We start from the raw sequence: 22457 nt of genomic DNA, 5'->3' as shown, positions 1-22457 counted from the left end.
CATTATTTAAAGCTTTTTGCTAATAATATCGCCAAAGAAAATATGCATTGATATGAATTGTATTCCTATGAAAATCTCCATACAGGAGGCATTTCATAGGAATATATTTTTGTGTGTATTGAAAGTAATAGGTGGAATATTAAAGCTACTGTTATCAAAAATGCGGTCCTTTGCACGGCTACGGCGCAAGTGGTGGAATCATAAAGCTAAATTTGGAAACTGATTATAGAGGATTATTATCTTTGACTAGCTAGCAAATTAAACTCATCAACAAATACATATTGTTCCCGAATGAATTTCATTTAATCAATAATGAGCATAGAGAATAAAGGAATTAATTGGTTGAACCATGAACTAAGGTGAACCCATAGGCTGATGATTAATGTAAATAAGGTCGTTCAACTAGCATATAATACAATAATAAAAAAATACGTTTACAAAACCAAAAACACGTGATATATTATTTTCCGTAAACGTTTACGAAATAGGGGATGCTTTGTGAGTACAATACTAGATGTTGCAGAAAAAGCAAAAGTTTCTATCGCAACAGTATCCAGAGCTTTAAATAATCAGCCTGGATGTTCAGAAGAAACGAGAAAAAAAGTTAAGAACATAGCCCAAGAATTGGGTTATGAACCAAATGAAGTTGCTAGAAGCTTAATCAATAAAAAAACAAATACGATAGGGGTTATTATACCTGAGATTTCGAGTCTATTAAGTTCAGAATTTATTAATGGAATTGATGCTATAGCGAAGCAAGAAAATTCAAACTTAATTGTTACCTATACGAAATCAAATATTGCAAGCACAGAAGAGAATCTGCGAATGTTGCATGAGAAGAGAGTGGATGGCATTATATTCGTCAGTGAAATCCTACGAAAGGAATACTATGATTATATAAAAAGAAACAATATTCCCTGTGTATTACTATCTACGAAATCAGCTGAATATGCGAGTGTACCATACGTGAAAGTTGATGATTATGATGCATCTTATGCAGCCACCAATTATTTGATCAAGATGGGGCATAAAAAAATTGGGTTAATAAGCGGAAGCTCTGCAGATCCAATTGCGGGGAATCCACGAATAGATGGCTACAAAAAAGCAATATTAGAAAATCTAAATATGGTTGTTGAAGAAAAGCAGATAGTATCAGGAAATGGGTTTGGATTCGATGACGGAAGAGATAATTTTATTCAATTAATTAAGCAATATCCTGATTTTACAGCCATATTTTGTGCAAGTGATGAAATGGCCATTGGAGCAATCTCTGCTGCATATAAATTAGGTATAAGCATACCGGATGATGTCTCTATTATGGGTTATGATAATTTGAAAATATCTGAGATGTCAGTGCCACCGCTGACCACTACTGCTCAGCCATTAGTGAAAATGGCAGAGAAGGCAACTGAAATATTGTTCAAAATTATCAATAAGAAGGATGTCGATGTGCATTCGATTATAATGCCTTATCAAATCATTGAAAGAGATAGTGTGAAAAGAATAAAATAAAAAATTTTCCCGTTTCACGTAAACGTTTACGTGAAACGATATGGGAAATTTGTTTTTATCGTAATACGTAAACGTTTACGTATTACGATATGTAAGTGGGAGATTTTTTTTAAAAGCAACGTAAACGTTTACGTTGTTGCGAATTGATATCTATATTAAAGGAGAACATATGATGAAAACTAAAAAATTATTACTTACCACTATTTCCATCTCGTCACTTTTACTTTTAGCAGCTTGTGGGAACGGATCAAACAGCGACACTGCTGAAGGAAAAGAAGACGATGGCATCACATTAGAATTATTCAGTAATAAAGGCGAAAATATAGACACATTGGAATCTGTGATTGCAAAATTTGAAGCGGAAAATCCTGGTGTGAATATCGAACTGCAATCACCACCTGAAGCCGAGACGGTATTAAAAACGAGATTAACCAAAAATGACGTGCCAGATATTATGGCTATTGGCGGAAATGCTACATTTGGAGAACTTGCAAGGGCCGGTGTGTTAGCGGATTTATCTGACACTAACTTATTGGAAACAGTTCAGCCAGCTTACCTTGATATGTCTAATAAATTAGTTGGAACTGAGGTAGAGGGTGACTTTGGCATTCCGTATGCTACAAATGCTAATGGTGTATTAATCAACCAAGATAAATTGGATGAATTGGGGCTGGCAATTCCTAAAACATATGCCGAATTTATTGCTGCATTGGAAATTGCAAAAGAGAAAGGAGAAGTTCCGATACTCTTTACTCTTAAAGATGCATGGACCGCATTACCTATATGGAATGGTCTTGGTGGCAATTTAGCGCCAGAAAATTTTGCTGAATTAAAAACTGCCGGCGATGCCAGCTTCGTTAAAGATTATGCTGAAGTAGCAGATAAAATAGTAGAGTTAGTCAAATATGGCGAAGGCGACATATTTGGATTAGGTTATGACGACGGCAATAAACAATTTGCAAATGGAGAAGGTCTCTTCTATATACAAGGCAATTGGGCAATACCTGAAATCTTAAAAAATAACCCTAATGCGAACATAAACTTCATGGCTTTACCATCTTCAGATGATCAAGCGCAGAATAAACTTGTCTCGGGCATTGATGTCATGTTGGCAGTCAGTGAAGCATCCGAGCATAAAGAAGAGGCAATGAAATTTGTTGAATTTATGGTCAACGAAGAAGTTGCCAGCCAATATATTGATGAACAAAAAGCTTTTTCTGCCATCCAAGGCGTTCTGCAAGAAGATCCTACCTTTGCAAATATCAAAGTATTCTTTGAAGATGGAAACATAGACAGCTTCCCCGATCATTTCTATCCTGCTGGTATGGGTGCGGAAAATATTATCCAAGGGTACCTGATTGATGGTGACGAAGGTGCATTCTTAAAATCGATGGACAGCGAGTGGGATAAAGTAGTGAACCGATAAAATTATCTATTTAGCATGAGGTCACTATATCATTTTAGTGACCTATGCTTGATAGGAATCGAGGGAGAAAATGAAAAAGTCATTCAATAAAGTTTATCTATCAATAACGATTCCTGCACTTATCATATTTTTTGTTTTTCATACATACCCACTTCTGCAAGGTGTCTTTTATAGCTTTACGGACTGGAAGGGATATGGGAATTTTGAATTTGTGGGCCTAAAAAATTATCTTAACGTTTTTAAAGACAGCAGAGTGGGTCATGCCTATCTTTTTACGATAGGATTCGCAATCATCTCCACCGTCATAACGAACATCGTCAGTTTGGCGCTTGCTATCGGATTAAATTCTAATATTACATTCAAAAGGGCGCTTAGAGGTATTTACTTCCTTCCCTATATTTTAGGGACGCTCGTCATAGGCTACATTTTTAATTTCATCTTTTCGTATTTTTTGCCAGTCATCGGGAAAAATTTAGGCATTGCCTTGTTAGCCAATAACATTCTCGGCAATCCGGATTTAGCTTGGATAGGCATCGTCATCGTGGCTGTTTGGCAATCGACGGCATTCAACACCATCCTGTATTTGAGCGGATTGGTCACTATTGATCCCGATTTGTATGAAGCTGCAGATATTGATGGCGCAACGCCATGGAACAAATTTCGGGCAATCACGTTTCCGCTGATAGCCCCGTTCTTCACAATCAACGTTGTCGTATCGATGAAGAATTATTTGATGGTTTTCGATCAGATCGTAGCGTTGACCGGCGGCGGACCAGGCACTTCAACCGAATCCATTTCGCTTTTGATCTATAAAGGCGGTTTCTCTGCCGGGGAATTTGCTTACCAATCTGCAAATGCGGTCATCTTCTTTATCATCATTGTGGCCATATCCCTATTCCAAATTAAAGTATTAGAAAAGAGGAATGATTGATGGGTAATTCTAAAACGAACTGGCTAACGACGGCGCTGCTGACGATCGGCTCACTCTTTGTTTTGTTTCCTTTATATCTGACGATTACGATAGCCTTTAAAACGCCCTTGGAATTAGCTCAAAACAGCATCTTAGCACTTCCAGAGAGCTGGTCATTGCAGAACTTTGTTACAGCGATAGAGATGACCAACTTTTTTCGGGCATTGGCGAATAGCTTGCTCATTACGATTCCGACAGTAATATTCACAATCTTATTTCACTCGGTCATCTCGTATGTCATAGCCCGTAACCTGCATAAAAAGGTTTATAAGCTTATCTATTTTTACATCATCAGTGCCATGTTTGTGCCATTCTCGATTATTATGTTGCCGATTGTAAAACAAACGGCCAGCTGGAATATGGATAATTTAGGTGGGTTGGTGGCGCTGTACTTAGTGTTGAATTTAGCCTTCAATCTGTTTATCTATACAGGGTATATCAAGTCGATACCCATCGAATTGGAGGAGGCTGCCATCATCGATGGCGCTACAACGTGGCAAGTTTTCTGGAAAGTCATTTTCCCGCTGCTCAAACCAATCAATGCTACCATAGCCATTACCACAACATTGGGCGTTTGGAATGATTTCATGTTGCCGCTGGTCGTATTGAGCGGGAAAAATGAAGCTGCAACGTTACCGTTGACGCAATATATTTTCCAGTCAGAATTCAGCACGGATTATACCTTATCCTTTGCATCGTATTTATTATCGATGCTGCCTATGCTCATTTTGTATTTCGTGGCACAAAAAAGAATAATCTCGGGCGTCACTAGAGGCGCCGTAAAATGATGGAGGTGTCAGGATGACTGCAGACAAGTGGTGGAAAAAAGCCGTAGTATACCAAATTTATCCCAGAAGTTTTCAAGATTCCAATGGGGACGGTATCGGGGATATACAAGGAATCATCAGCCGGTTAGATTATTTGGAGGAATTGGGGATTGATGTTATTTGGCTGGGGCCGATCTATAAATCCCCGATGGACGATAACGGTTACGATATAAGCGATTATACCGATATTTCTCCGGATTTTGGCACGGTAACCGATTTTGATGAACTGTTGGCGGAAGCCGGAAAAAGAAAGATCAAAATAGTGATGGATTTGGTCGTCAACCACACTTCGGATGAACATAACTGGTTCAAGGAAGCGTTGAAAAGCAAAGACAATCCATACAGAGATTACTACATCTGGAGGGACCCTGTTAATGGAAGCGAACCCAATGATCTGGCATCTACATTTGGGGGATCGGCTTGGGAATACGAACCAAATAGCGGGCAGTATTATTTGCACCTATACAGCAAACGCCAGCCCGATCTGAATTGGGAAAACCCAACTGTCAGAAGCGAAATTTGGAAGATGATGAATTTTTGGTTAGCCAAAGGCATCGGTGGATTCAGGATGGATGTCATCGACCATATCGGAAAAGATCCGGATAAAAAGATAGTTCAAAATGGGCCGAAATTGCATGAGTATATCCAGGAGATGAACAGGAACACTTTCGGGAAGTATGACGTTTTAACGGTAGGGGAAACATGGGGAGCTACGCCCGAGGAAGGGATAAAGTATTCCAGTCCTGCCAGAAATGAACTATCCATGATTTTTCAATTCGAGCATATCCTATTAGATCAGCAGCCGGACGGAGCCAAGTGGGATCTGAAGGCATTGGATCTGCTGGAATTAAAAAAAGTATTGGCAAAATGGCAAATTGAAATGAAGGACGAAGGATGGAACAGTTTGTTTTGGAATAACCACGATACCCCGAGAATCGTGTCCCGTTGGGGGGATGATAAAACATTTCGGGTTGAGAGTGCAAAAATGTTTGCGATTTTGTTGCATATGATGAAAGGTACCCCTTATATCTATCAAGGGGAAGAAATTGGAATGACAAATAAAATCCTCACTTCATTCGACGAGCTGAATGATATCGAAAGCATAAACATTGCCGCTGCATTGCAGCACGAAGGCTGGCAGGATGAAAAAATTTTCCAGGCAATCAATGCCAAAGGAAGAGATAATGCACGCACACCGATGCAATGGAATGCAGATGTCCATGCGGGATTTTCCACTGTTTCGCCTTGGCTATCGGTTAATCCAAATAAAGATCGCATCAATGTGCAGGAGGATACGAATAAAGTTGAGTCCATATTCAATTGCTATAAAAAATTGATAGAGATCCGTAAAAATAACCCTATCATTGTTGCCGGAGAATTCAAGTTGTTACTGGAAGATGATCCTTTGATTTTTGCTTATGAAAGGAACTTGGCTGATGAAACGTGGGTTGTCGTGGCGAATTTCAGCTCCGTAGACCAGGAAGTTTCTGTATGGGATAATTCGGATGTATACACTACAATCCTATCGAATTACGGGGATAGAAACTATCGATTGGATGATTTGAAGTTAAGACCTTATGAAACCTTTGTCATAAAAAAATACAGTAAGGACAGTAAGTAACAGGTAGATGCAATCCATTACAATCAGGAACGGAAAGGGAGTTAATGAAATGATTAAAATCGGAATTATCGGTTGCGGGGGAATCGCAAACAACAAACATATGCCAGCTCTATCTAAAGTGGAAACTGTTGAAATGGTGGCATTCTGTGACATTATCGAGGAACGTGCAAGCAAAGCGAGAGAAGAATTTGGAACGGATGCTGCAAATGTCTACACAGACTATGAGGAGCTTTTAAAAAATGAAGAGATTGATGTCATTCATGTCTGCACACCAAATATATCTCATGCTGAGATCTCAATCGCAGCAATGGAATCCGGTAAACATGTGATGTGTGAAAAACCGATGGCTAAAACTTCGGAAGAAGCAGAAGCTATGATAGCCGCGATGAATCGGACCGGGAAAAAGCTGACGATTGGTTATCAAAATCGATTCAGAAAAGACTCTTCTTATTTGCATAAAATCTGTGAAAAGGGAGAATTAGGAGACATTTATAACGCTAAAGCTCATGCGATAAGGAGACGCGCGGTTCCTACCTGGGGCGTATTTCTCGATGAAGAAGCGCAAGGTGGCGGCCCTTTGATTGATATCGGAACGCACGCGCTTGATTTAACATTGTGGATGATGAATAACTATAAACCAAAGTATGTTGTGGGGAATACGTATCATAAATTGGCGGGGACTGAAAATGCCGCAAATGCTTTCGGACCTTGGAATCCGGATGAATTTACCGTAGAGGATTCCGCTTTCGGCTTTATCGTAATGGAGAACGGAGCGACCATTTATCTGGAATCCAGTTGGGCCTTGAATTCTTTGGATGTAGGAGAAGCTCAAACGACTCTGCACGGGACCGAAGGTGGGGCGGATATGAAGGATGGCTTGCGTATCAACGGAGAAGCTCATGGCATGATGTACGATAAAACAATGGTATTGGAGCCTGGTGGAGTAGACTTCTACGACGGATCGGGTGATGATCCCGCCTATCTGGAAGCGAAACAATGGATTGAAAGCATCCAATACGATACCAATCCGGTCGTGGAACCAGAACAGGCATTAGTCGTGACCCAAATACTGGAAGCCATTTATCAATCTGCCAAAACAGGAGCGCCAGTATACATCAATCAATATATAGAAGATATGGAACAAATACTGGTCTAAAAAGGGGATAATCGTATGAAAGTAACGGTATGGAACGAGTATCGGCATGAAAAAACGGATGAAGCTGTAGCAAAAGTTTACCCGAATGGTATACACGGGCAAATTGAAAGCTTTTTAAATGAGGCGGGCTTTGATGTAAAGACGGCTACACTGGATGAACCGGAGCACGGATTGACGGAAGAGGCGTTGGCTGAAACGGATGTTCTTGTTTGGTGGGGTCATCTTGCCCATGACGAAGTAGTAGATGAAGTAGTCAACCGCGTCCATGAACATGTTCTAAAAGGAATGGGTTTGGTTGTTTTGCACTCGGCGCATATGTCCAAAATTTTTATGAAATTGATGGGCACGAGTTGCGACCTAAAATGGCGCGAAGCCGAAGAAAAAGAGCGGATTTGGGTAGTGAACCCAAGCCATCCCATAGCTGCTGGAATCGGCGAATATATCGAATTGGAAAAAGAAGAGATGTACGGCGAGCACTTTGATGTGCCGACGCCAGATGAGTTAATTTTTGTCGGGTGGTATGAAGGCGGGAATATTTTCCGCAGCGGATTAACTTACAGACGCGGAAACGGAAAGATTTTTTATTTCCAACCGGGTCATGAGACTTATCCGACCTACTACAACACAGAGATTCAACAAGTCATTAAAAACGGTATTGATTGGTGCAAACCATCAAAGCATGCCTATCCCGCTTACGGGAACAGTCAAGCATTGGAAGAAATAAAAAATAGACAACAACTCGTATAAAAAAGACGATTAAGGCTGACAAATCATGAAATGAAGAGAGTGAGGACTGGATATGAAACTAGGTGTATTCACACCATTATTTGCAAATTTGAGTTTTGAAGAGATGTTGGATAAAGTCCAGAGTGCAGGTTTAAGCGCAGTGGAAATTGGAACCGGAGGCAACCCTGGAAACCATCACTGTCCAACAGATGAACTATTAGAAAGCGAAGAGAAGCGGGCAGCATACTTAGCAGAGCTGGAAAAACGGAACTTAACTATCAGTGCGTTCAGCTGCCACAATAATCCCATTTCTCCAGATGCTGCTGAAGCCAAAGCTGCAGATGAAATATTAAGGAAAACCATTAAGTTGGCTGCATTGATGGGCGTTCCTGTGGTAAATACTTTTTCCGGAACGGCAGGGGATAGTGAAGATGCGACGGCGCCTAATTGGCCGGTAATTCCATGGCCAGAAGTCTATACTGATATCTATAAATGGCAGTGGGAAAATAAGCTCATCCCTTACTGGAAAGAGATAGGTAAAATGGCTACCAAATATGGCGTAAAGATTGGTATTGAACTGCATGGCGGTTTTTTATGCCACACACCGTATACGCTTTTGAAATTACGCGAAAATACGTGCGATGCAATCGGCGTGAACCTTGATCCTAGCCATTTATGGTGGCAAGGGATTGATCCCGTAGGTGCCATTAAGATCCTGGGCAATGCCGGAGCGATCCATCATTTCCATGCGAAAGACACTTATCTCGATCAAGACAACATCAATATGTATGGTCTCTTGGATATGCAACCGTATGGAGATGTCAAAACAAGAGCATGGACGTTCCGATCGGTTGGCTGCGGCCATGATGTAAAAGTATGGTCAGATATTATCAGCGCTCTGCGGATGTATGGTTATGATTATGTGGTCAGTATTGAACATGAAGATCCTTTGATGTCCATCGAAGAGGGATTGAACAGAGCCGTGAAGAATTTACAATCCGTTCTGATTAAAGAGACGCCACAGGACATGTGGTGGGCGTAGAAAAGAGGACTAAGTATGAAGAAATTAAAGGTCACGATTATTGGGTACGGTGGCATGGGCAGCTTTCACGCTAAGTTGATTCAGGCAAATCCAGAAGTGGAATTGCATGGGATATTTGATATTTTAGAAAGCCGACAACAGGCTGGTGAAGCAGATGGGTATAGCGCCTATTCTAGCCTGGAAGAATCTTTGAATGATGCTTCTGCGGATACCATATTGATTGCCACCCCGAATGATGTACACAAAGAAATCGCTGTCCAGGCGTTGGAGGCAGGAAAACATGTCATTTGCGAAAAGCCGGTGACACTTAACAGCGAAGAACTGTTGGAAATAATGCATACCGCAAAGGAACGGGACCGCGTATTTATGGTCCATCAAAATCGCCGTTGGGATAGTGATTTTCAGATGGTGAAGGATTTGTACGAGAAGCGAAAAATCGGAGAAATCTTTCATATCGAATCACGTGTGCAGGGGGCCAATGGGATACCGGGTGACTGGCGCCATCTGAAAGCGCATGGCGGCGGCATGCTCTTGGATTGGGGAGTCCATTTGTTGGATCAGCTTTTGTATATGATCGAAAGCCCATTGGCGAAAGTTGCCGCAGATTTGAGCTATGTATTGGGTGATGAGGTGGACGATGGCTTCATCAGTTATCTGACTTTCGAAAATGGCGTAACCGCCCTTGTAGAAGTCGGGACAACCAATTATGTCAAACTCCCACGTTGGTACATAAAAGGGACAAAAGGATCAGCGGTTATAGAAGATTGGGATCTAAAAGGCAAAATCGTGAAGCAAAGCGGACTTGAATTTGTGGTAGCACCCAAACCGATCAAAGCTGGCCAAGGACTGACAAAAACGATGGCTCCGCCTTCCGAAGAGTCGATTATAAAAGAAAAATTTGAAAAAGTGACAACCCAAATGGATCCGTTCTATACGAATTTCGCTAAAGTCGTCAGGGGCGAGTCGGAACCTGTTGTCAAAAATGAAGAAGTTTATCAATTGATGAAAATCATCGAATCCATTTTTAAGGCAGCAGAGACAGGACAAATTATGGACGTACGGGAATACAGCTATAGCCGCTGAAAACGGCCAGACCGTTCAATTTATATTTTATAAAATGTGAGCAATCAGGCATCATAGAAGGTGAACAAGTTTTTGATTTGGAGGCAATACGGGATGCACAACAAAGTAATGGGAATAGATTTGGGTGGAACTTCAGTGAAGTTAGCAATACTTTCTGAAAAAGGGGAATTGCTCCAAAAATGGAGCATCCCGACAGATAGCAGTGACCATGGGATTAAAATAATGCCGGATATTATCGGATCAATCAAACATCATTTGGACTTATATCAACTCACGTCCGCAGACTTTTTGGGCATTGGCATGGGGTCCCCTGGCGCAGTCGATAGAAGCGAAGGGACCGTTACTGGGGCGTTTAACCTGAACTGGAGGGACTTGCAACCGGTACGGGAGATCATGGAGCGGGAAACGGGCATTCCGTTTTTCATCGACAATGATGCAAACGTTGCCGCCTTAGGAGAAAAATGGCGTGGTGCAGGTGGCGATAACGATGATGTCGTTTTTATCACATTAGGGACAGGCGTCGGCGGAGGTGTCGTAGCAGGCGGGTATCTGATCCACGGAACAGCCGGTTCGGGCGGAGAAATCGGTCATATGACGGTTGATCCTGATGGCTTTGAGTGCACTTGCGGGAAAAAAGGGTGTTTGGAGACCGTTGCAAGTGCTACCGGGGTCGTCAAGCTGGCACGTAAACACGCAGAGGAATATGCCGGAGATTCCACCTTAAAAAGCCTGATCGATGACGGCCAGGAAATCACTTCAAAAATGATTTTCGATTTCGCTAAAGATGGCGATGCATTGGCGGTTATCGTTGTGGATCGCTTTTCCTATTTTTTAGGTCTGGCATGCAGCCATATCGGTAATTTGTTGAATCCGGCTTCCATCATTGTCGGCGGTGGCGTTTCGGCTGCAGGAGAATTTTTGTTGAAAAAGGTCAATAAACACTTTTCGGGATTTGCTTTCCCAAATGTACAGCAGTCGACTAAATTGAAGCTTGCAGAATTGGGCAACGATGCTGGCGTTATTGGGGCATGTTATTTAGTAGTGGCTCATGCAGAAAAGTGCTGAATAACTTGTTGTCCCTTCAGCCGAAAAGATAATTTTAACCAGTGTAACAAGTCATACGAGCTTTTATAATGATGATAATGGTTCTGTTTTTTTTATCTAGATTAGTAAGGCAATGTCAATGAAAAAGGGTGAATCCAAATCATTTGAACTGATTTGGATTCACTCTTATTTGTGTTGATTGCTATTTTCCTTCCCACTCGGAATGGAAGTCCTTCAGGAATTGTTCCATCCGTTCATGGCGGGCGAGCGCTTTTTGCTTGCCGGTCTCCGTGTGCATGCCGTCCTTCAAAAGGAGCAGCTTTTCGTGGAAATGGCCGATCGTATCGCTGTCCGGATCCCCACTGTGTTCGGGATCATAGAGGGGACGGTCTTTGTGCCCACCATACGCAAAAGCGCGGGCGATGCCGATTGCGCCGATGGCATCCAAACGGTCGGCGTCCTGCACGATCCGGCCCTCGATTGTTTCCAGAACATGCTTGTTTTTCCCTTGCTTGAAGGAAAGGTTGTTCACGATGTAGATGACCTGCTCAATGACGGAGTCGCTCAGCTCGAAAGGCCTGAGGATGTCGGTGATGATGGCTTCACGATCGTCGTCGGTGTAGCCGAATTTATGGTCGGCGACATCATGCAAAAGGGCCGCCAAGCCGATGATGAGGCGATCGCCTTTTCCTTCCGCTTCGGCGATGTCCATGGACGTATTGTAGACCCGCAGCGTATGCCACCAATCATGCCCCGTAGCTTCGTTCCTCAGCTTGTCCGCGACGACATGTTTCACATCTTCGATAATCATTTCATTGCGCATTCTGAAGCACCTCTTTCTTGATTCTGTTAGGATCCCATTAGGTTTCTTGCAGTTTGGAAATGAGCAGTTTCCGGAATGTATGCCGATCAGCATCTGTGAATGGCTTCGGGCCTTTTGTGCGTTTGCCGCTTTTGCGTATCATTGCGCTCATGTAGCGGTCTTCAAGCAGCCGTTCCATGTTGCTGTTGTCGTAGACGAAGCCTTTGTGATGGAGGACGGTGAGTCCCTTTGGCAAAGCGAGGGAGGCCAAACCGTAGTCCTGCGTGACCAGCAGATCGCCTCTGTGTGCTAGCTGGATGATCTTGAAGTCGGCGGCGTCCGCACCGGAATCGACGTAGACGGTCTTCACTCCGGGCGGTTGGGGCGCATTGGAAAAGTGTGCAAAGCTTGTAACGATTGTGACCGGTATGTCGCGTTTGATGGCTTCTTCGATGATGATGTCTTTTACGGGACAAGCATCCCCGTCGATCAATATATTCATATAGCGCCTCGATTCTGTTTCTTTCTGACTCCATTTTACCAAAAAACAGCGTGGATTTCTCTCTGATGTGTGTTACTAGTCAGAAAAACAACTGAAATATTACCGGCAACTCCGGTCAAGGCCAGTCTGCAGGAGTTGAGAGTGAAAGGTTGCCGCTACCTCCGATGAGGGGAGGCTGACCGGAGGAGAGTATATCTTTGCATCCTCAGCTCCGGCGAAGGCTGGTCTCGCCGGAGTACAGAACCAAACCTAGCCCGACGCGCAAAAAAGCCGGCAGTCCGGAAACATTCCGGACCGCCGGCTAGGCGTTTAAACATTTGTAAATCAGTTCAAGCCCAGGATGGACTCGACGCTCTTCTGCATGTCGTCGGAAGCGACAACTGTGTTGTGGCGAACTTCCGCAGTTAATAATTCTTCGATTGCCGCTGGGAAAGCAACGCTGCTCAATTCTCTCAGGCGGTCCAACATTTCTTCCATGGAATCATCCGAAAACTCAGGATCGATGGCGTTCAGGACGGCTTGCGGGAATTTATAAGGGCTGGCAGTCGACGCTATGATGATTGGTGTGTGATCATCGGTTTCAGCTACATAAGTGTTGGCAACATGTGCCGCCACAGCTGTGTGCGGGTCGATGACATACCCTTCAGCATGATAAAGCGCAGCAATCTGAGCACTGACTTCTTCTTCAGTCGCGTAGTCGGCATAGAAATCCTTTGCTTTTTCCTTCATTTCTTCCGTCACTTCGTAGCGACCGATTTCCTTCAATTGGTCCATGAAAGTTTGGACAGCTGCCGCGCTCTCATTGGCCAACAGGAACAACAGGCGTTCCAAGTTACTGGAAACCAGGATATCCATGGATGGGGATGTCGTCAAAATGAAGTCGCGGTTGCGGTCATAAGCGCCAGTGTCGAAGAAATCGACCAAGACTTTATTTTCGTTTGAAGCGATGATCAGTTTTTGGATCGGCAAGCCCATTTGTTTCGCGAAGTAGGCAGCCAAGATGTTCCCAAAGTTGCCGGTAGGGACAACGACGTTCATCGGTTCACCGGCAGCGATGGCACCTTGTTTCACCATCTGGCCGTAAGCATAGACGTAATAGACAACTTGCGGAATCAACCGGCCGATATTGATGGAGTTGGCAGACGAGAATTGGAATCCTGCTTTATCCAAACGTGCAGCCAAGTCTGCGTTTCCGAACATGTTTTTGACGTTCGTCTGTGCGTCATCGAAGTTTCCGTCGATTGCAACGACAGAAGTGTTATCGCCTTTTTGCGTCACCATTTGTTTTTCCTGGATGGCGCTGACGCCGTTCTTAGGATAGAAGACGATGATGCGTGTGTTAGGAACATCGGCGAATCCGACCAATGCCGCTTTTCCGGTATCGCCGGAAGTTGCCGTCAGGATCACGATTTCTTTCGTGCTGCCGTTCTTCTTGGCTGAAGTCGTCAACAGGTGCGGCAAGATGGAAAGGGCCATGTCCTTGAACGCGATTGTCGGGCCGTGGAACAATTCCAAGTAGTGGTGTCCGCCGGCTTTCACCAACGGGACAATGCTGGAGTCGTCAAATTTGTCATCATAGGCTGCGTTGACGCAATGTTTCAATTCTTCTTCAGTGAAATCGTCAAAAAAGTTTTTCATTACTTCGTAGGCTAATTCTTGGTAAGTCATGTCGGAAAGGCGATCCAATGCGATGTCCAAAGCCGGAATGTGATCAGGTACGTACAATCCGCCGTCTGGCGCTATCCCTTGTAATATTGCTTGTGAAGCCGTCAGTGTTTTTTCTGCATTTCGTGTGCTATGATAGGTCGTCACGGATTCAGTCTCCTCTACATTATTCTCATTTTTAAATTAAAAATTTCTCATAAAGAGTATGCCACATTTTCGTTGAAAACTCAATAACATATCGAAATGCGCGCTGTTCTTATGCACGTTTTTATGAAAAAAATCCCCCGTTCAAGCAAATGACGGGGGTGGGAGCGGGTGTGGTCTAAAATAGGTTCAAGGGCGCTCAACGATCATGGCGATGCCCATTCCGCCACCGATGCAAAGGGAAGCAAGTCCGAGCTTCATATCGGTCCGTTCCAGTGCGTGCAGCAGGGTCACCAAAATCCGGGATCCGGATGCGCCGATGGGATGCCCCAAGGCGATGGCTCCGCCGCTGATGTTGACTTTTTCCTCAGGCAAGCCCAAATCCCTGACTACGGCAATACTCTGGGAGGCGAATGCTTCATTCAATTCAAAGAGGTCGATGTCCTCTGCACGCAGCCCGGTCTTTTCCAATACTTGCTTGATGGCATAGTAAGGTGCGTAGCCCATGATGGCAGGATCTATCCCGGTTTCGGCATAGCCTTTGATTGTGGCCAGGTATGGGATGCCTTTCGCTTCGGCCTCCGACTTCGTCATCAGCACCAAGGCGGCCGCTCCGTCATTGATCCCGGATGCGTTCCCGGCAGTCACCGTGCCGTCCTTTTGGAAGGCCGGCCTTAATTTGCTCAAGCTCTCAATAGTGACATCTTTGCGGATATATTCATCATCGGCCACGACCGTTTGTTGATTCCTACGGTCTGTGAGGATAACCGGCGCGATTTCTTGCTTGAAATAGCCCATTTCTTGCGCGCTTGCCGCCTTCTGTTGTGAGCGCAACGCGAAAGCATCCTGCTCTTCGCGGCTCACTTGAAATCTTTCCGCCACCGTTTCGGCGGTGATGCCCATGTGCTGCTGATCGAACGCATCCGTCAGGCCGTCATGCACAAGGCTGTCGATGGCGTTGATATCTCCGAGTTTGCTTCCCCAACGTTGGTTCGGCAAGAGATAGGGTGCCTGCGACATGCTTTCGGTGCCTCCGACGACTACTGTTCTGGCATCGCCCAGACGGATGGCTTGGCTCGCCAGGATGATCGCTTTCAAACCGGAGCCACAGACTTCATTGATCGTCATAGCGGTTTTTTCATAAGGGATTCCAGCAGCTACTGCGATCTGCCGCGCTGTGTTCTGGCCGATGCCAGCCTGAAGGACATTTCCGAAAATGACGGAATCGACTTCTTCAGGGGAAAGGCCGGCACGATTCAACGCAGCTTCAGTTGCCGTTTTCCCCAGATCCACTGCAGTACAATTTTTGAGGCTGCCTCCGAATGAACCGATGGGGGTTCTGGCAGCACTGACAATTACGACTTCTTCCATTAAATGTCTCCTTTTATGTGTTGTTTTGGGTAGAATTATTTTCATCGACCTTTGATACTTCCTATTTTACGTGACTAAGCGCTCATAATGATATAAGAATTAGTAAAGAATTACAAATCATATACAATTTTTCGATAAGGGTTTTGTAAGATATCTTTAATTTGGTGGCCTGAGGTTGTTTTTTTGAGCGGTCTGGTCTATCATTTGGGAGGAGAGGCATCAAATAAGTTATATATGAACAGTAAGGGGTAGTTGTCGTGAAGATTGGGATAGATAAGATTGGCTTTTATGCGCCGCACTTCTTTGTGGACATGGAAAAATTGGCGGAGGCCAGGGGAGTGGATCCGGCCAAATACACGATCGGCATCGGGCAAGAAAAAATGGCTGTTGCGCCAATAACGCAGGATGCCGTTACGCTAGCCGCGAATGCCGCTTTACGCATCATCGATGAGGAAGATTTGGCGAAAATCGACCTGGTCATTTTCGGAACGGAATCCGGCATCGACAATTCGAAATCAGGTGCCGTCTATGTACACGACCTGCTTGGGATCCAGGAACATGCCCGTTGCATCGAATTGAAACAGGCTTGCTACGGAGCGACTGCGGGTATCCAATTGGCGAAAGGCCATGTCGCTTTGAATCCGGAAAGCCGGGTATTGGTGCTCGGTTCGGACATTTCCCGCTATGGAATCGGTACGGCCGGTGAAGTCACGCAAGGTGCCGGTGCGGTGGCCATGATCATCAGCGCGGAACCGCGCATCCTTGCGCTGGAAAATCAAAGCAGCTATCTGACCGCCGATGTGATGGATTTTTGGAGACCCATCTACTCGGAAACGGCTTTTGTCGACGGTAAATATTCAAATGAACAGTATATTTCGTTCTTCGTGAACGTTTGGGAAGACTTCAAAGCGAAATACGGAGCTACATTGGCTGACTTCGAAGCAATCTGTTTCCATCTGCCTTACACGAAAATGGGCATGAAAGCTCTGCGCGAAGTGCTGGACCAAGGTTCCGAAGCGGACCGTGAACGTCTGACGGCACATTACCAGACAAGCACTGTCTACAACAAAATCGTCGGTAATATCTATACTGGGTCATTGTATCTGAGCCTGCTGTCTTTGTTGGAGCTTTCCGACAATCTGAAGGCGGGCGACAAAATCGGTCTCTTCAGTTACGGATCGGGAGCGGTCGGCGAGTTCTTCGCAGCCACGCTGCAGGACGGGTTCAAAGAGGCTTTGGCTGCCGCTGAGCATGGAAAATTGTTTGCCGGACGCGAAGAAGTTACCGTCAAAGAATATGAAGAAATCTTTTCCCACGTTTTGCCGGTCGATGGTTCAAGCATCGAATTGGATGTGGACGCAGATCCTGCAACTATCTGCATCGAAGGAATGGATTATAACAAACGCATCTATCTGAACAAAGCACGATGATGGATAGAATGTGATGAAAAATAGCACGCCGTCAGCCAGATAAATGGTGGACGGCGTGCTGTTTCTTTGCGATGGCTCCTGCGAGCATTCCTCCGCTCTCGCGATCTCCGATGAGGGAGTTCTCGTCGGAGCTGAACGGGATTTAGGCTCGTCAACTCAGGTGAGCACGCGCTCCCCGGAGTTGACGATAAAATCAGTTTCTCCAATTCCGGGTAAGCGAGTCTTCCCCGGAGTTGACGCCTGGAGGAGCTGTCAAACGTGCGGTTCCTCCAAACGGATTTGCGCCAAAAGTGACTGCGCCGTCGCCAGATTCATATTTTTTCCGCTCTTAAGCTGCTGGGACAGCTGTTCGATTTCGTTACCGACCGCGCCAGCGCTGATCGCCAGTGAACGCGAATGCAGGCCCATATGTCCTTTTTGAATACCTTCCGTCACCAGTGCTTTGATGGCAGAAAAATTTTGCGCCAGGCCGACCGATGCGATGATGGACTCCAGTTCGGATGCTGAACGGTAGCCGAGGATTTCTTTCGTCATTTTCGCTGCAGGGTGGAAGTTGATGGAACCGCCCACAGCTCCGATAGGCAATGGCAAAGTCAGACTTCCAAGCAGATCCCCGTTTTCCGCTTTTTTCCAAGTTGTCAGCGAACGGTACTGTCCGCTACGGGAGGCATAGGCATGCGCTCCCGCAGAAATGGCGCGCCAATCGTTTCCAGATGCCAGCACGATGGCATCGATGCCGTTCATGATGCCTTTGTTGTTGGTGACGGCGCGATAAGGATCGACGTAGGCAAACTGACAGGCTTCGATCAGCCGGTCGCGCACTTCATCACCGGAGAACTCTCCTTTGGCCAGAAGTGCAGCCGGTATCCGGCACTCGGCGGTCGCCAAGCAGTCTGTCGCGTAATTGCTCAAGATTCCCATCAAAGCTTCGCCACCGGTCAAACTCTCCAGGTAAGGGATGACGCCTTCCATCATCGTATTGATGATGTTGGCCCCCATCGCCTCCAACGTCTCGACATGGAGATGGACGACAAGAAACGCCGGAATCCCTTCATCGGGAACGGCGGCCAAACACCTTACGCTTACGCGACGGGCACCGCCGCCACGTTTCACGATGGAAGGGTGGGCATCATTGGCCGCCTCCAGGATCTCATCCTGATGCGAAAGAATTAGTTGTTCAGCAGCATCGCTGGCGGGGACATTTTTCAATGCGACTTGACCGATCATGACCCGTTTTTGGATCGTCGTCCGGAATCCGCCCGCCATGGCGATGATTTTCGCGCCGGCGCTGGCTGCAGCGATGACGGAAGGTTCTTCGATGGCCATCGGGACGGCATAATCTTTTTCGTCTATCAAAAAGTTCAAGGCAACACCGTAGGGCAACTCGTACGTGCTCAATTGGTTTTCGATCATGTTGTCGGCGATTTCCTGGGGCAAGCTTAATCCTTCATGAAGCTTGGCTGTCGCTTCTTCATTCAGGACGCCGGCCGAGTGTAAGGCAGTGATCCTTTCGTATGGGGTTTTATCGTAAAATTTCTGAAGATATTTGGATTCCATTTTATGCTCCTTTTCCCGAGTGTTTTCGCGTGTAATCGGTGTCTGTTTCCTATAATCTTATCATAGAACCATCCTGATGGCATCAGCCGTCAAGTGTCTCGCCTCCAACGGGAAAGAATCCGACCAATGGCCGATGCTTGGCTAGTGCACGGGCGTGTATACTGAATGTATAAAGAGAAAGCGAGGGATCGCATTGGATACGATCAGCTATTATATCAAAGAAATCATCAACGCAACCGGAAAAGGCTTAAAGGGGTATCTAATATCAGCCATCAAATTGGCTGCTATCAGCTTTGTCCTGTTGTGCATCGGCTTTCTGTATTTCGGCATCGATTTTTGGTTCCTGAAGGCTCTGGGAATCGCAGTTTTCGATCTTATCCCGATTCTGGGGAGCGGGATGGTGATGATTCCTTGGGCGGTGATCCATTTGCTGCTTGGGAACACAACGTTGGCTTGGCAAATCGGACTGCTGTACATCATTCTTGTGGTTGTCCGTCAGATTGCGGAGCCGTTCATTACAGGGAAGGAACTCGGAATCCGACCATTGTACACGTTTCTGGCGACCGTCATCTGTATCTTATTGTTCGGGCCGATTGGTGCCGTTCTGGGCGCAGTGGTTGCCGTAGTGATCAAAGCCGTTTTGGAAGTATCGAGTGTCAGCCGCAACAATTATGATAAATATCGTCGCTGAAAAGAAACAGCATTTCACAAGCACGGGAGAGAGTGACTTCTTCCGTGCCTTTTTATTTTTTTCGCACCCTTGCAGAAAGGACCCATCCATTCATTTCCGGTATAAAAATATAAGTAAAAATGCCCGAATTGTCTTGACCTGAAAGAGTCTATGCCTTAAGCTATGATTTAATGAGAATGGTTCTCAATTAGCGTCGGAAAATTACTATTGCTGAAAGAATGGAGGGGACGATTTTGACGAATGTAAGGGATTTGCCGATCGGTGTATCTGCAATTGTGAACAAAATAATAGGACAAGGCGCTACCCGCAGAAGATTGATGGATATGGGGATCACGAAAGGTACTACCATTTATGTCAGAAAAGTTGCACCATTGGGCGATCCAATCCAAGTGATGGTGCGCGGATATGAATTGTCGATACGCAAAAAAGATGCCGAGATGATCGAAGTTACGTTCGGGGAGGAAAAATGATGGGGAAAACCATAGCGCTGGTCGGAAATCCCAATAGTGGGAAAACGACTTTATTCAATCATTTGACAGGTTCCACCCAACGCGTCGGCAACTGGCCGGGGGTGACGGTCGAACAGAAGGCTGGCACCTTGCTGCATGACGGCGAAACGCAAGTCATCGATCTGCCAGGCATCTATTCGCTTTCCCCTTACACGATTGAGGAAATCGTCACGCGTGATTATTTGACGCTGGACGCACCGGATCTGATCATCAATATCGTCGACGCCTCCAACTTGGAGCGGAATCTTTACTTGACCACCCAATTGATGGAATTACATCTGCCGATTGTAGTCGTCCTGAACATGATGGACATTGTCGAAAAAAGGGGCGATCAGCTGGACGTCGCCGGACTGTCGCGCGCGTTCAGTATGCCGTTCGTGACGATTTCGGCACTGAAGGAGAGCGGATTGGAAGAGTTGTACAAGGCCATCGCTGAACCAATATCTGTAGCTGAACCGATTACATACAGTATCGTCGTGGAAAGCATCCTTGATACGATCGAAGAAATTATTGCTCCATTGATTCCGAAAAAATTGCGTTGTTACTACAGCATCAAGCTTTTCGAAAGGGACGGACAAACAAGCGGGAAACTTGCGATTCCCGAGGACGGACAGGCTGTCATGGAAGGGCTCCTCAGCCGTTATGAGAAGGAATTGGACGACGACTCCGAGGCAATCTTGATCAATGAACGCTATAAATTCGTGACGAAAATTACGCGCCAAGTGCTCGTGAAAAATAGCGACAAAGCTTCTTTTTCGGTCATGATTGATAACATCGTAACGAACCGCTGGCTTGGGTTTCCGATTTTCGTCCTGATCATGTACGCGGTCTACTACTTCGCCATCACGACTGTGGGGACGTGGGGGACCGATTGGGTCAATGATGTGTTGTTCGGAAGCATCGTGCCAGGGGTCGTGCAAAGTTTCTTCGACAGCATCGACATCCATCCTGCAGTCAGCAGCCTTGTGATCGACGGCGCCATCGGAGGCGTAGGTGCAGTTCTGGGCTTCCTGCCGCAGATGGCAGCCTTGTTCCTCTGCTTGACCTTGCTAGAGGACAGCGGCTATATGGCCCGCGTCGCTTTCGTGATGGATAGGGTATTCCGCGGCTTCGGCCTTTCGGGTAAATCATTCATCCCGCTGTTGATCGGTTCCGGCTGCTCGGTCCCGGGCATCCAGGCTTCCCGCACAATCGAAAACCTGCAGGACCGGCGCATGACGATCCTGACCACTTCCTTCATCCCATGCGGTGCGAAACTGCCGGTCATCGCCCTAATCGCTAATGCCATCTTCGGCGGCGCATCCTGGGTTGCCTTGTCGATGTACCTGTTGGGGATTGCGACGGTCATCTTTTCCGGCGTGCTGCTGCGTAAGACAGCCATATTCTCCGGGGAGGCATCGCCATTCGTCATGGAGTTGCCGATGTATCACTGGCCGCAATGGAAAAGCATTTTCCGCGCGGTTGGGGCCCGCTGCATGGCATTCGTAAAAAATGCCGGGACCGTCATTTTTTTGAGTTCGAGTTTAATCTGGTTCCTTTCTTCCTTCAACTGGCAAATGCAGATGACGGTTGAAGGCGACCAAAGTATTTTGGCTCAGATCGGCGGTGCTGTTGCTGTGTTCTTCGCACCATTGGGCTTCGGCTCTTGGCAAGCAACGGTGGCGACCATCCAAGGACTGATCGCTAAGGAAAATGTTGTCGGCACATTTGGTGTACTGATGGGGACAACCGGCTCGGAGGCGGAGGTAGCTGCCGCATTCAGTATGCTGTTCAACCCGGTCAGCGCAGTATCGTTCCTCGTGTTCAATATGATCTGCATGCCTTGTTTCGCGGCTGTCGGAGCCATGCGCACCGAATTCGGCAGCGCTAAATGGACGCTTTTCGGTGTCTTGTATCAGACAACTTTGGCTTATGTCTTGGCCTTCATCATCAATCAGCTCGGGGCCGTTATCGTGTTGGGTGCGCCTTTCGGGGCGGGAGCCAGCATAGCTGCTGCAGCAACGGCAACATTGGTGTTCTTGGTCGTCAGACCCGCGCCCAAAAAAGCCTCCCCGATGTGGGGAAGCTTGGCGAAACCGATGGTCAAATAGGAAGAGGGGGAATAACGTATGAATGTTCAATCTTGGATCGTTTTGTTGTTGTTTATGACTTTGATGGGGTACATCTTATTCCGTCAAATCCGTTTGATCGCGAGCGGAAGAAAGAAATGCAATGCCTGCACCGTAACGGTTTGCCCGATGAATGAGCCTGCTCCGTTAAAGGCTGAGGGCGACTGTATTGCTGGCACCGCACTGATGGTCCATCTCGGTGTTGCGCAAGAAAGTGGGTCGGCAGAAAAGCACTGCCCGACCTCCCAAATCATCAAATAATAAAAATGAA

The 22457-nt window shown here is 46.0% G+C and carries 20 protein-coding genes; 15 read left to right on the top strand and 5 right to left on the bottom strand.

The window, feature by feature from the left end; translation table 11 throughout:
* Positions 1–498: 498 nt before the first annotated feature.
* The 10 genes from WBM30_RS11700 (at position 499) to WBM30_RS11655 (ending at position 11428) form a co-directional block, all read left to right on the top strand.
* Complete coding sequence (locus WBM30_RS11700) at positions 499–1512, top strand: LacI family DNA-binding transcriptional regulator (protein WP_424900879.1); 1014 nt, start codon at positions 499–501, stop codon at positions 1510–1512.
* A 172-nt stretch (positions 1513–1684) separates the two neighbouring features.
* The gene (locus WBM30_RS11695) at positions 1685–2938 is read left to right on the top strand and encodes an ABC transporter substrate-binding protein (RefSeq protein ID WP_424900878.1); all 1254 of its coding nucleotides are present in this window, start codon (positions 1685–1687) and stop codon (positions 2936–2938) included.
* A 70-nt stretch (positions 2939–3008) separates the two neighbouring features.
* Complete coding sequence (locus WBM30_RS11690; RefSeq protein ID WP_424900877.1) at positions 3009–3869, top strand: carbohydrate ABC transporter permease; 861 nt, start codon at positions 3009–3011, stop codon at positions 3867–3869.
* A complete protein-coding gene (locus tag WBM30_RS11685) occupies positions 3869–4696 on the top strand; it encodes a carbohydrate ABC transporter permease (protein WP_424900876.1) in 828 nt (275 codons plus the stop codon). The genes WBM30_RS11690 and WBM30_RS11685 overlap by 1 nt, the downstream gene beginning before the upstream one ends.
* A 13-nt stretch (positions 4697–4709) precedes the next feature.
* Positions 4710–6356, top strand: a complete 1647-nt coding sequence (locus tag WBM30_RS11680) for a glycoside hydrolase family 13 protein (RefSeq protein WP_424900875.1) — start codon at positions 4710–4712, stop codon at positions 6354–6356.
* 49 nt (positions 6357–6405) lie between these two features.
* On the top strand, positions 6406–7512 hold the full coding sequence (locus tag WBM30_RS11675; protein WP_424900874.1) for a Gfo/Idh/MocA family protein: 1107 nt from the start codon (positions 6406–6408) through the stop codon (positions 7510–7512).
* A gap of 15 nt (positions 7513–7527) precedes the next feature.
* Positions 7528–8259 carry a ThuA domain-containing protein gene (locus tag WBM30_RS11670; protein WP_424900873.1) on the top strand — a complete coding sequence of 244 codons (732 nt, stop codon included), beginning with the start codon at positions 7528–7530 and terminating at the stop codon, positions 8257–8259.
* 52 nt (positions 8260–8311) lie between these two features.
* Positions 8312–9280, top strand: a complete 969-nt coding sequence (locus tag WBM30_RS11665; protein ID WP_424900872.1) for a sugar phosphate isomerase/epimerase family protein — start codon at positions 8312–8314, stop codon at positions 9278–9280.
* 15 nt (positions 9281–9295) lie between these two features.
* A complete protein-coding gene (locus WBM30_RS11660) occupies positions 9296–10363 on the top strand; it encodes a Gfo/Idh/MocA family protein (RefSeq protein ID WP_424900871.1) in 1068 nt (355 codons plus the stop codon).
* A 93-nt stretch (positions 10364–10456) separates the two neighbouring features.
* The gene (locus tag WBM30_RS11655) at positions 10457–11428 is read left to right on the top strand and encodes an ROK family glucokinase (protein WP_424900870.1); all 972 of its coding nucleotides are present in this window, start codon (positions 10457–10459) and stop codon (positions 11426–11428) included.
* A gap of 181 nt (positions 11429–11609) precedes the next feature.
* On the opposite strand, the gene WBM30_RS11650 is transcribed toward WBM30_RS11655, so the two are convergent.
* The 4 genes from WBM30_RS11650 to WBM30_RS11635 form a co-directional block, all read right to left on the bottom strand.
* A complete protein-coding gene (locus tag WBM30_RS11650) occupies positions 11610–12230 on the bottom strand; it encodes an HD domain-containing protein (RefSeq protein ID WP_424900869.1) in 621 nt (206 codons plus the stop codon).
* A 37-nt stretch (positions 12231–12267) separates the two neighbouring features.
* Positions 12268–12711 (bottom strand): YaiI/YqxD family protein, encoded by a 444-nt coding sequence (locus tag WBM30_RS11645; protein WP_424900868.1) that lies wholly within the window; start codon positions 12709–12711, stop codon positions 12268–12270.
* A gap of 324 nt (positions 12712–13035) precedes the next feature.
* Complete coding sequence (gene thrC / locus WBM30_RS11640; RefSeq protein ID WP_424900867.1) at positions 13036–14523, bottom strand: threonine synthase; 1488 nt, start codon at positions 14521–14523, stop codon at positions 13036–13038.
* 186 nt (positions 14524–14709) lie between these two features.
* Positions 14710–15891, bottom strand: coding sequence for an acetyl-CoA C-acetyltransferase (locus tag WBM30_RS11635; protein WP_424900866.1), 1182 nt, complete (start codon positions 15889–15891; stop codon positions 14710–14712).
* Between the two features lie 257 nt (positions 15892–16148).
* Here WBM30_RS11635 and WBM30_RS11630 point away from each other — a divergent pair, with 257 nt between their 5' ends.
* A complete protein-coding gene (locus WBM30_RS11630; RefSeq protein ID WP_424900865.1) occupies positions 16149–17321 on the top strand; it encodes a hydroxymethylglutaryl-CoA synthase in 1173 nt (390 codons plus the stop codon).
* A gap of 252 nt (positions 17322–17573) precedes the next feature.
* Here the strand turns inward: WBM30_RS11630 and WBM30_RS11625 are convergent, their stop codons facing one another.
* The gene (locus WBM30_RS11625; RefSeq protein WP_424900902.1) at positions 17574–18914 is read right to left on the bottom strand and encodes a hydroxymethylglutaryl-CoA reductase, degradative; all 1341 of its coding nucleotides are present in this window, start codon (positions 18912–18914) and stop codon (positions 17574–17576) included.
* Positions 18915–19071: 157 nt separating this feature from the next.
* Between WBM30_RS11625 and WBM30_RS11620 the strand changes: the two genes are divergently transcribed.
* The 4 genes from WBM30_RS11620 (at position 19072) to WBM30_RS11605 (ending at position 22447) form a co-directional block, all read left to right on the top strand.
* On the top strand, positions 19072–19569 hold the full coding sequence (locus WBM30_RS11620; protein ID WP_424900864.1) for an AI-2E family transporter: 498 nt from the start codon (positions 19072–19074) through the stop codon (positions 19567–19569).
* Positions 19570–19820: 251 nt separating this feature from the next.
* Positions 19821–20039 carry a FeoA family protein gene (locus WBM30_RS11615; protein ID WP_424900901.1) on the top strand — a complete coding sequence of 73 codons (219 nt, stop codon included), beginning with the start codon at positions 19821–19823 and terminating at the stop codon, positions 20037–20039.
* Positions 20039–22168, top strand: a complete 2130-nt coding sequence (feoB, locus tag WBM30_RS11610) for a ferrous iron transport protein B (RefSeq protein ID WP_424900863.1) — start codon at positions 20039–20041, stop codon at positions 22166–22168. Before WBM30_RS11615 ends, feoB begins: the two co-directional genes overlap by 1 nt.
* Before the next feature lie 18 nt (positions 22169–22186).
* Complete coding sequence (locus tag WBM30_RS11605; RefSeq protein WP_424900862.1) at positions 22187–22447, top strand: hypothetical protein; 261 nt, start codon at positions 22187–22189, stop codon at positions 22445–22447.
* Positions 22448–22457 lie beyond the last annotated feature (10 nt).

It is taken from the genome of Trichococcus sp. (genome assembly GCF_049684335.1).
Taxonomy (GTDB): Bacteria; Bacillota; Bacilli; order Lactobacillales; family Aerococcaceae; genus Trichococcus.
Note: the sequence above shows the minus strand (reverse complement) of the source record. Positions and strands in the feature narration are given on the sequence as shown.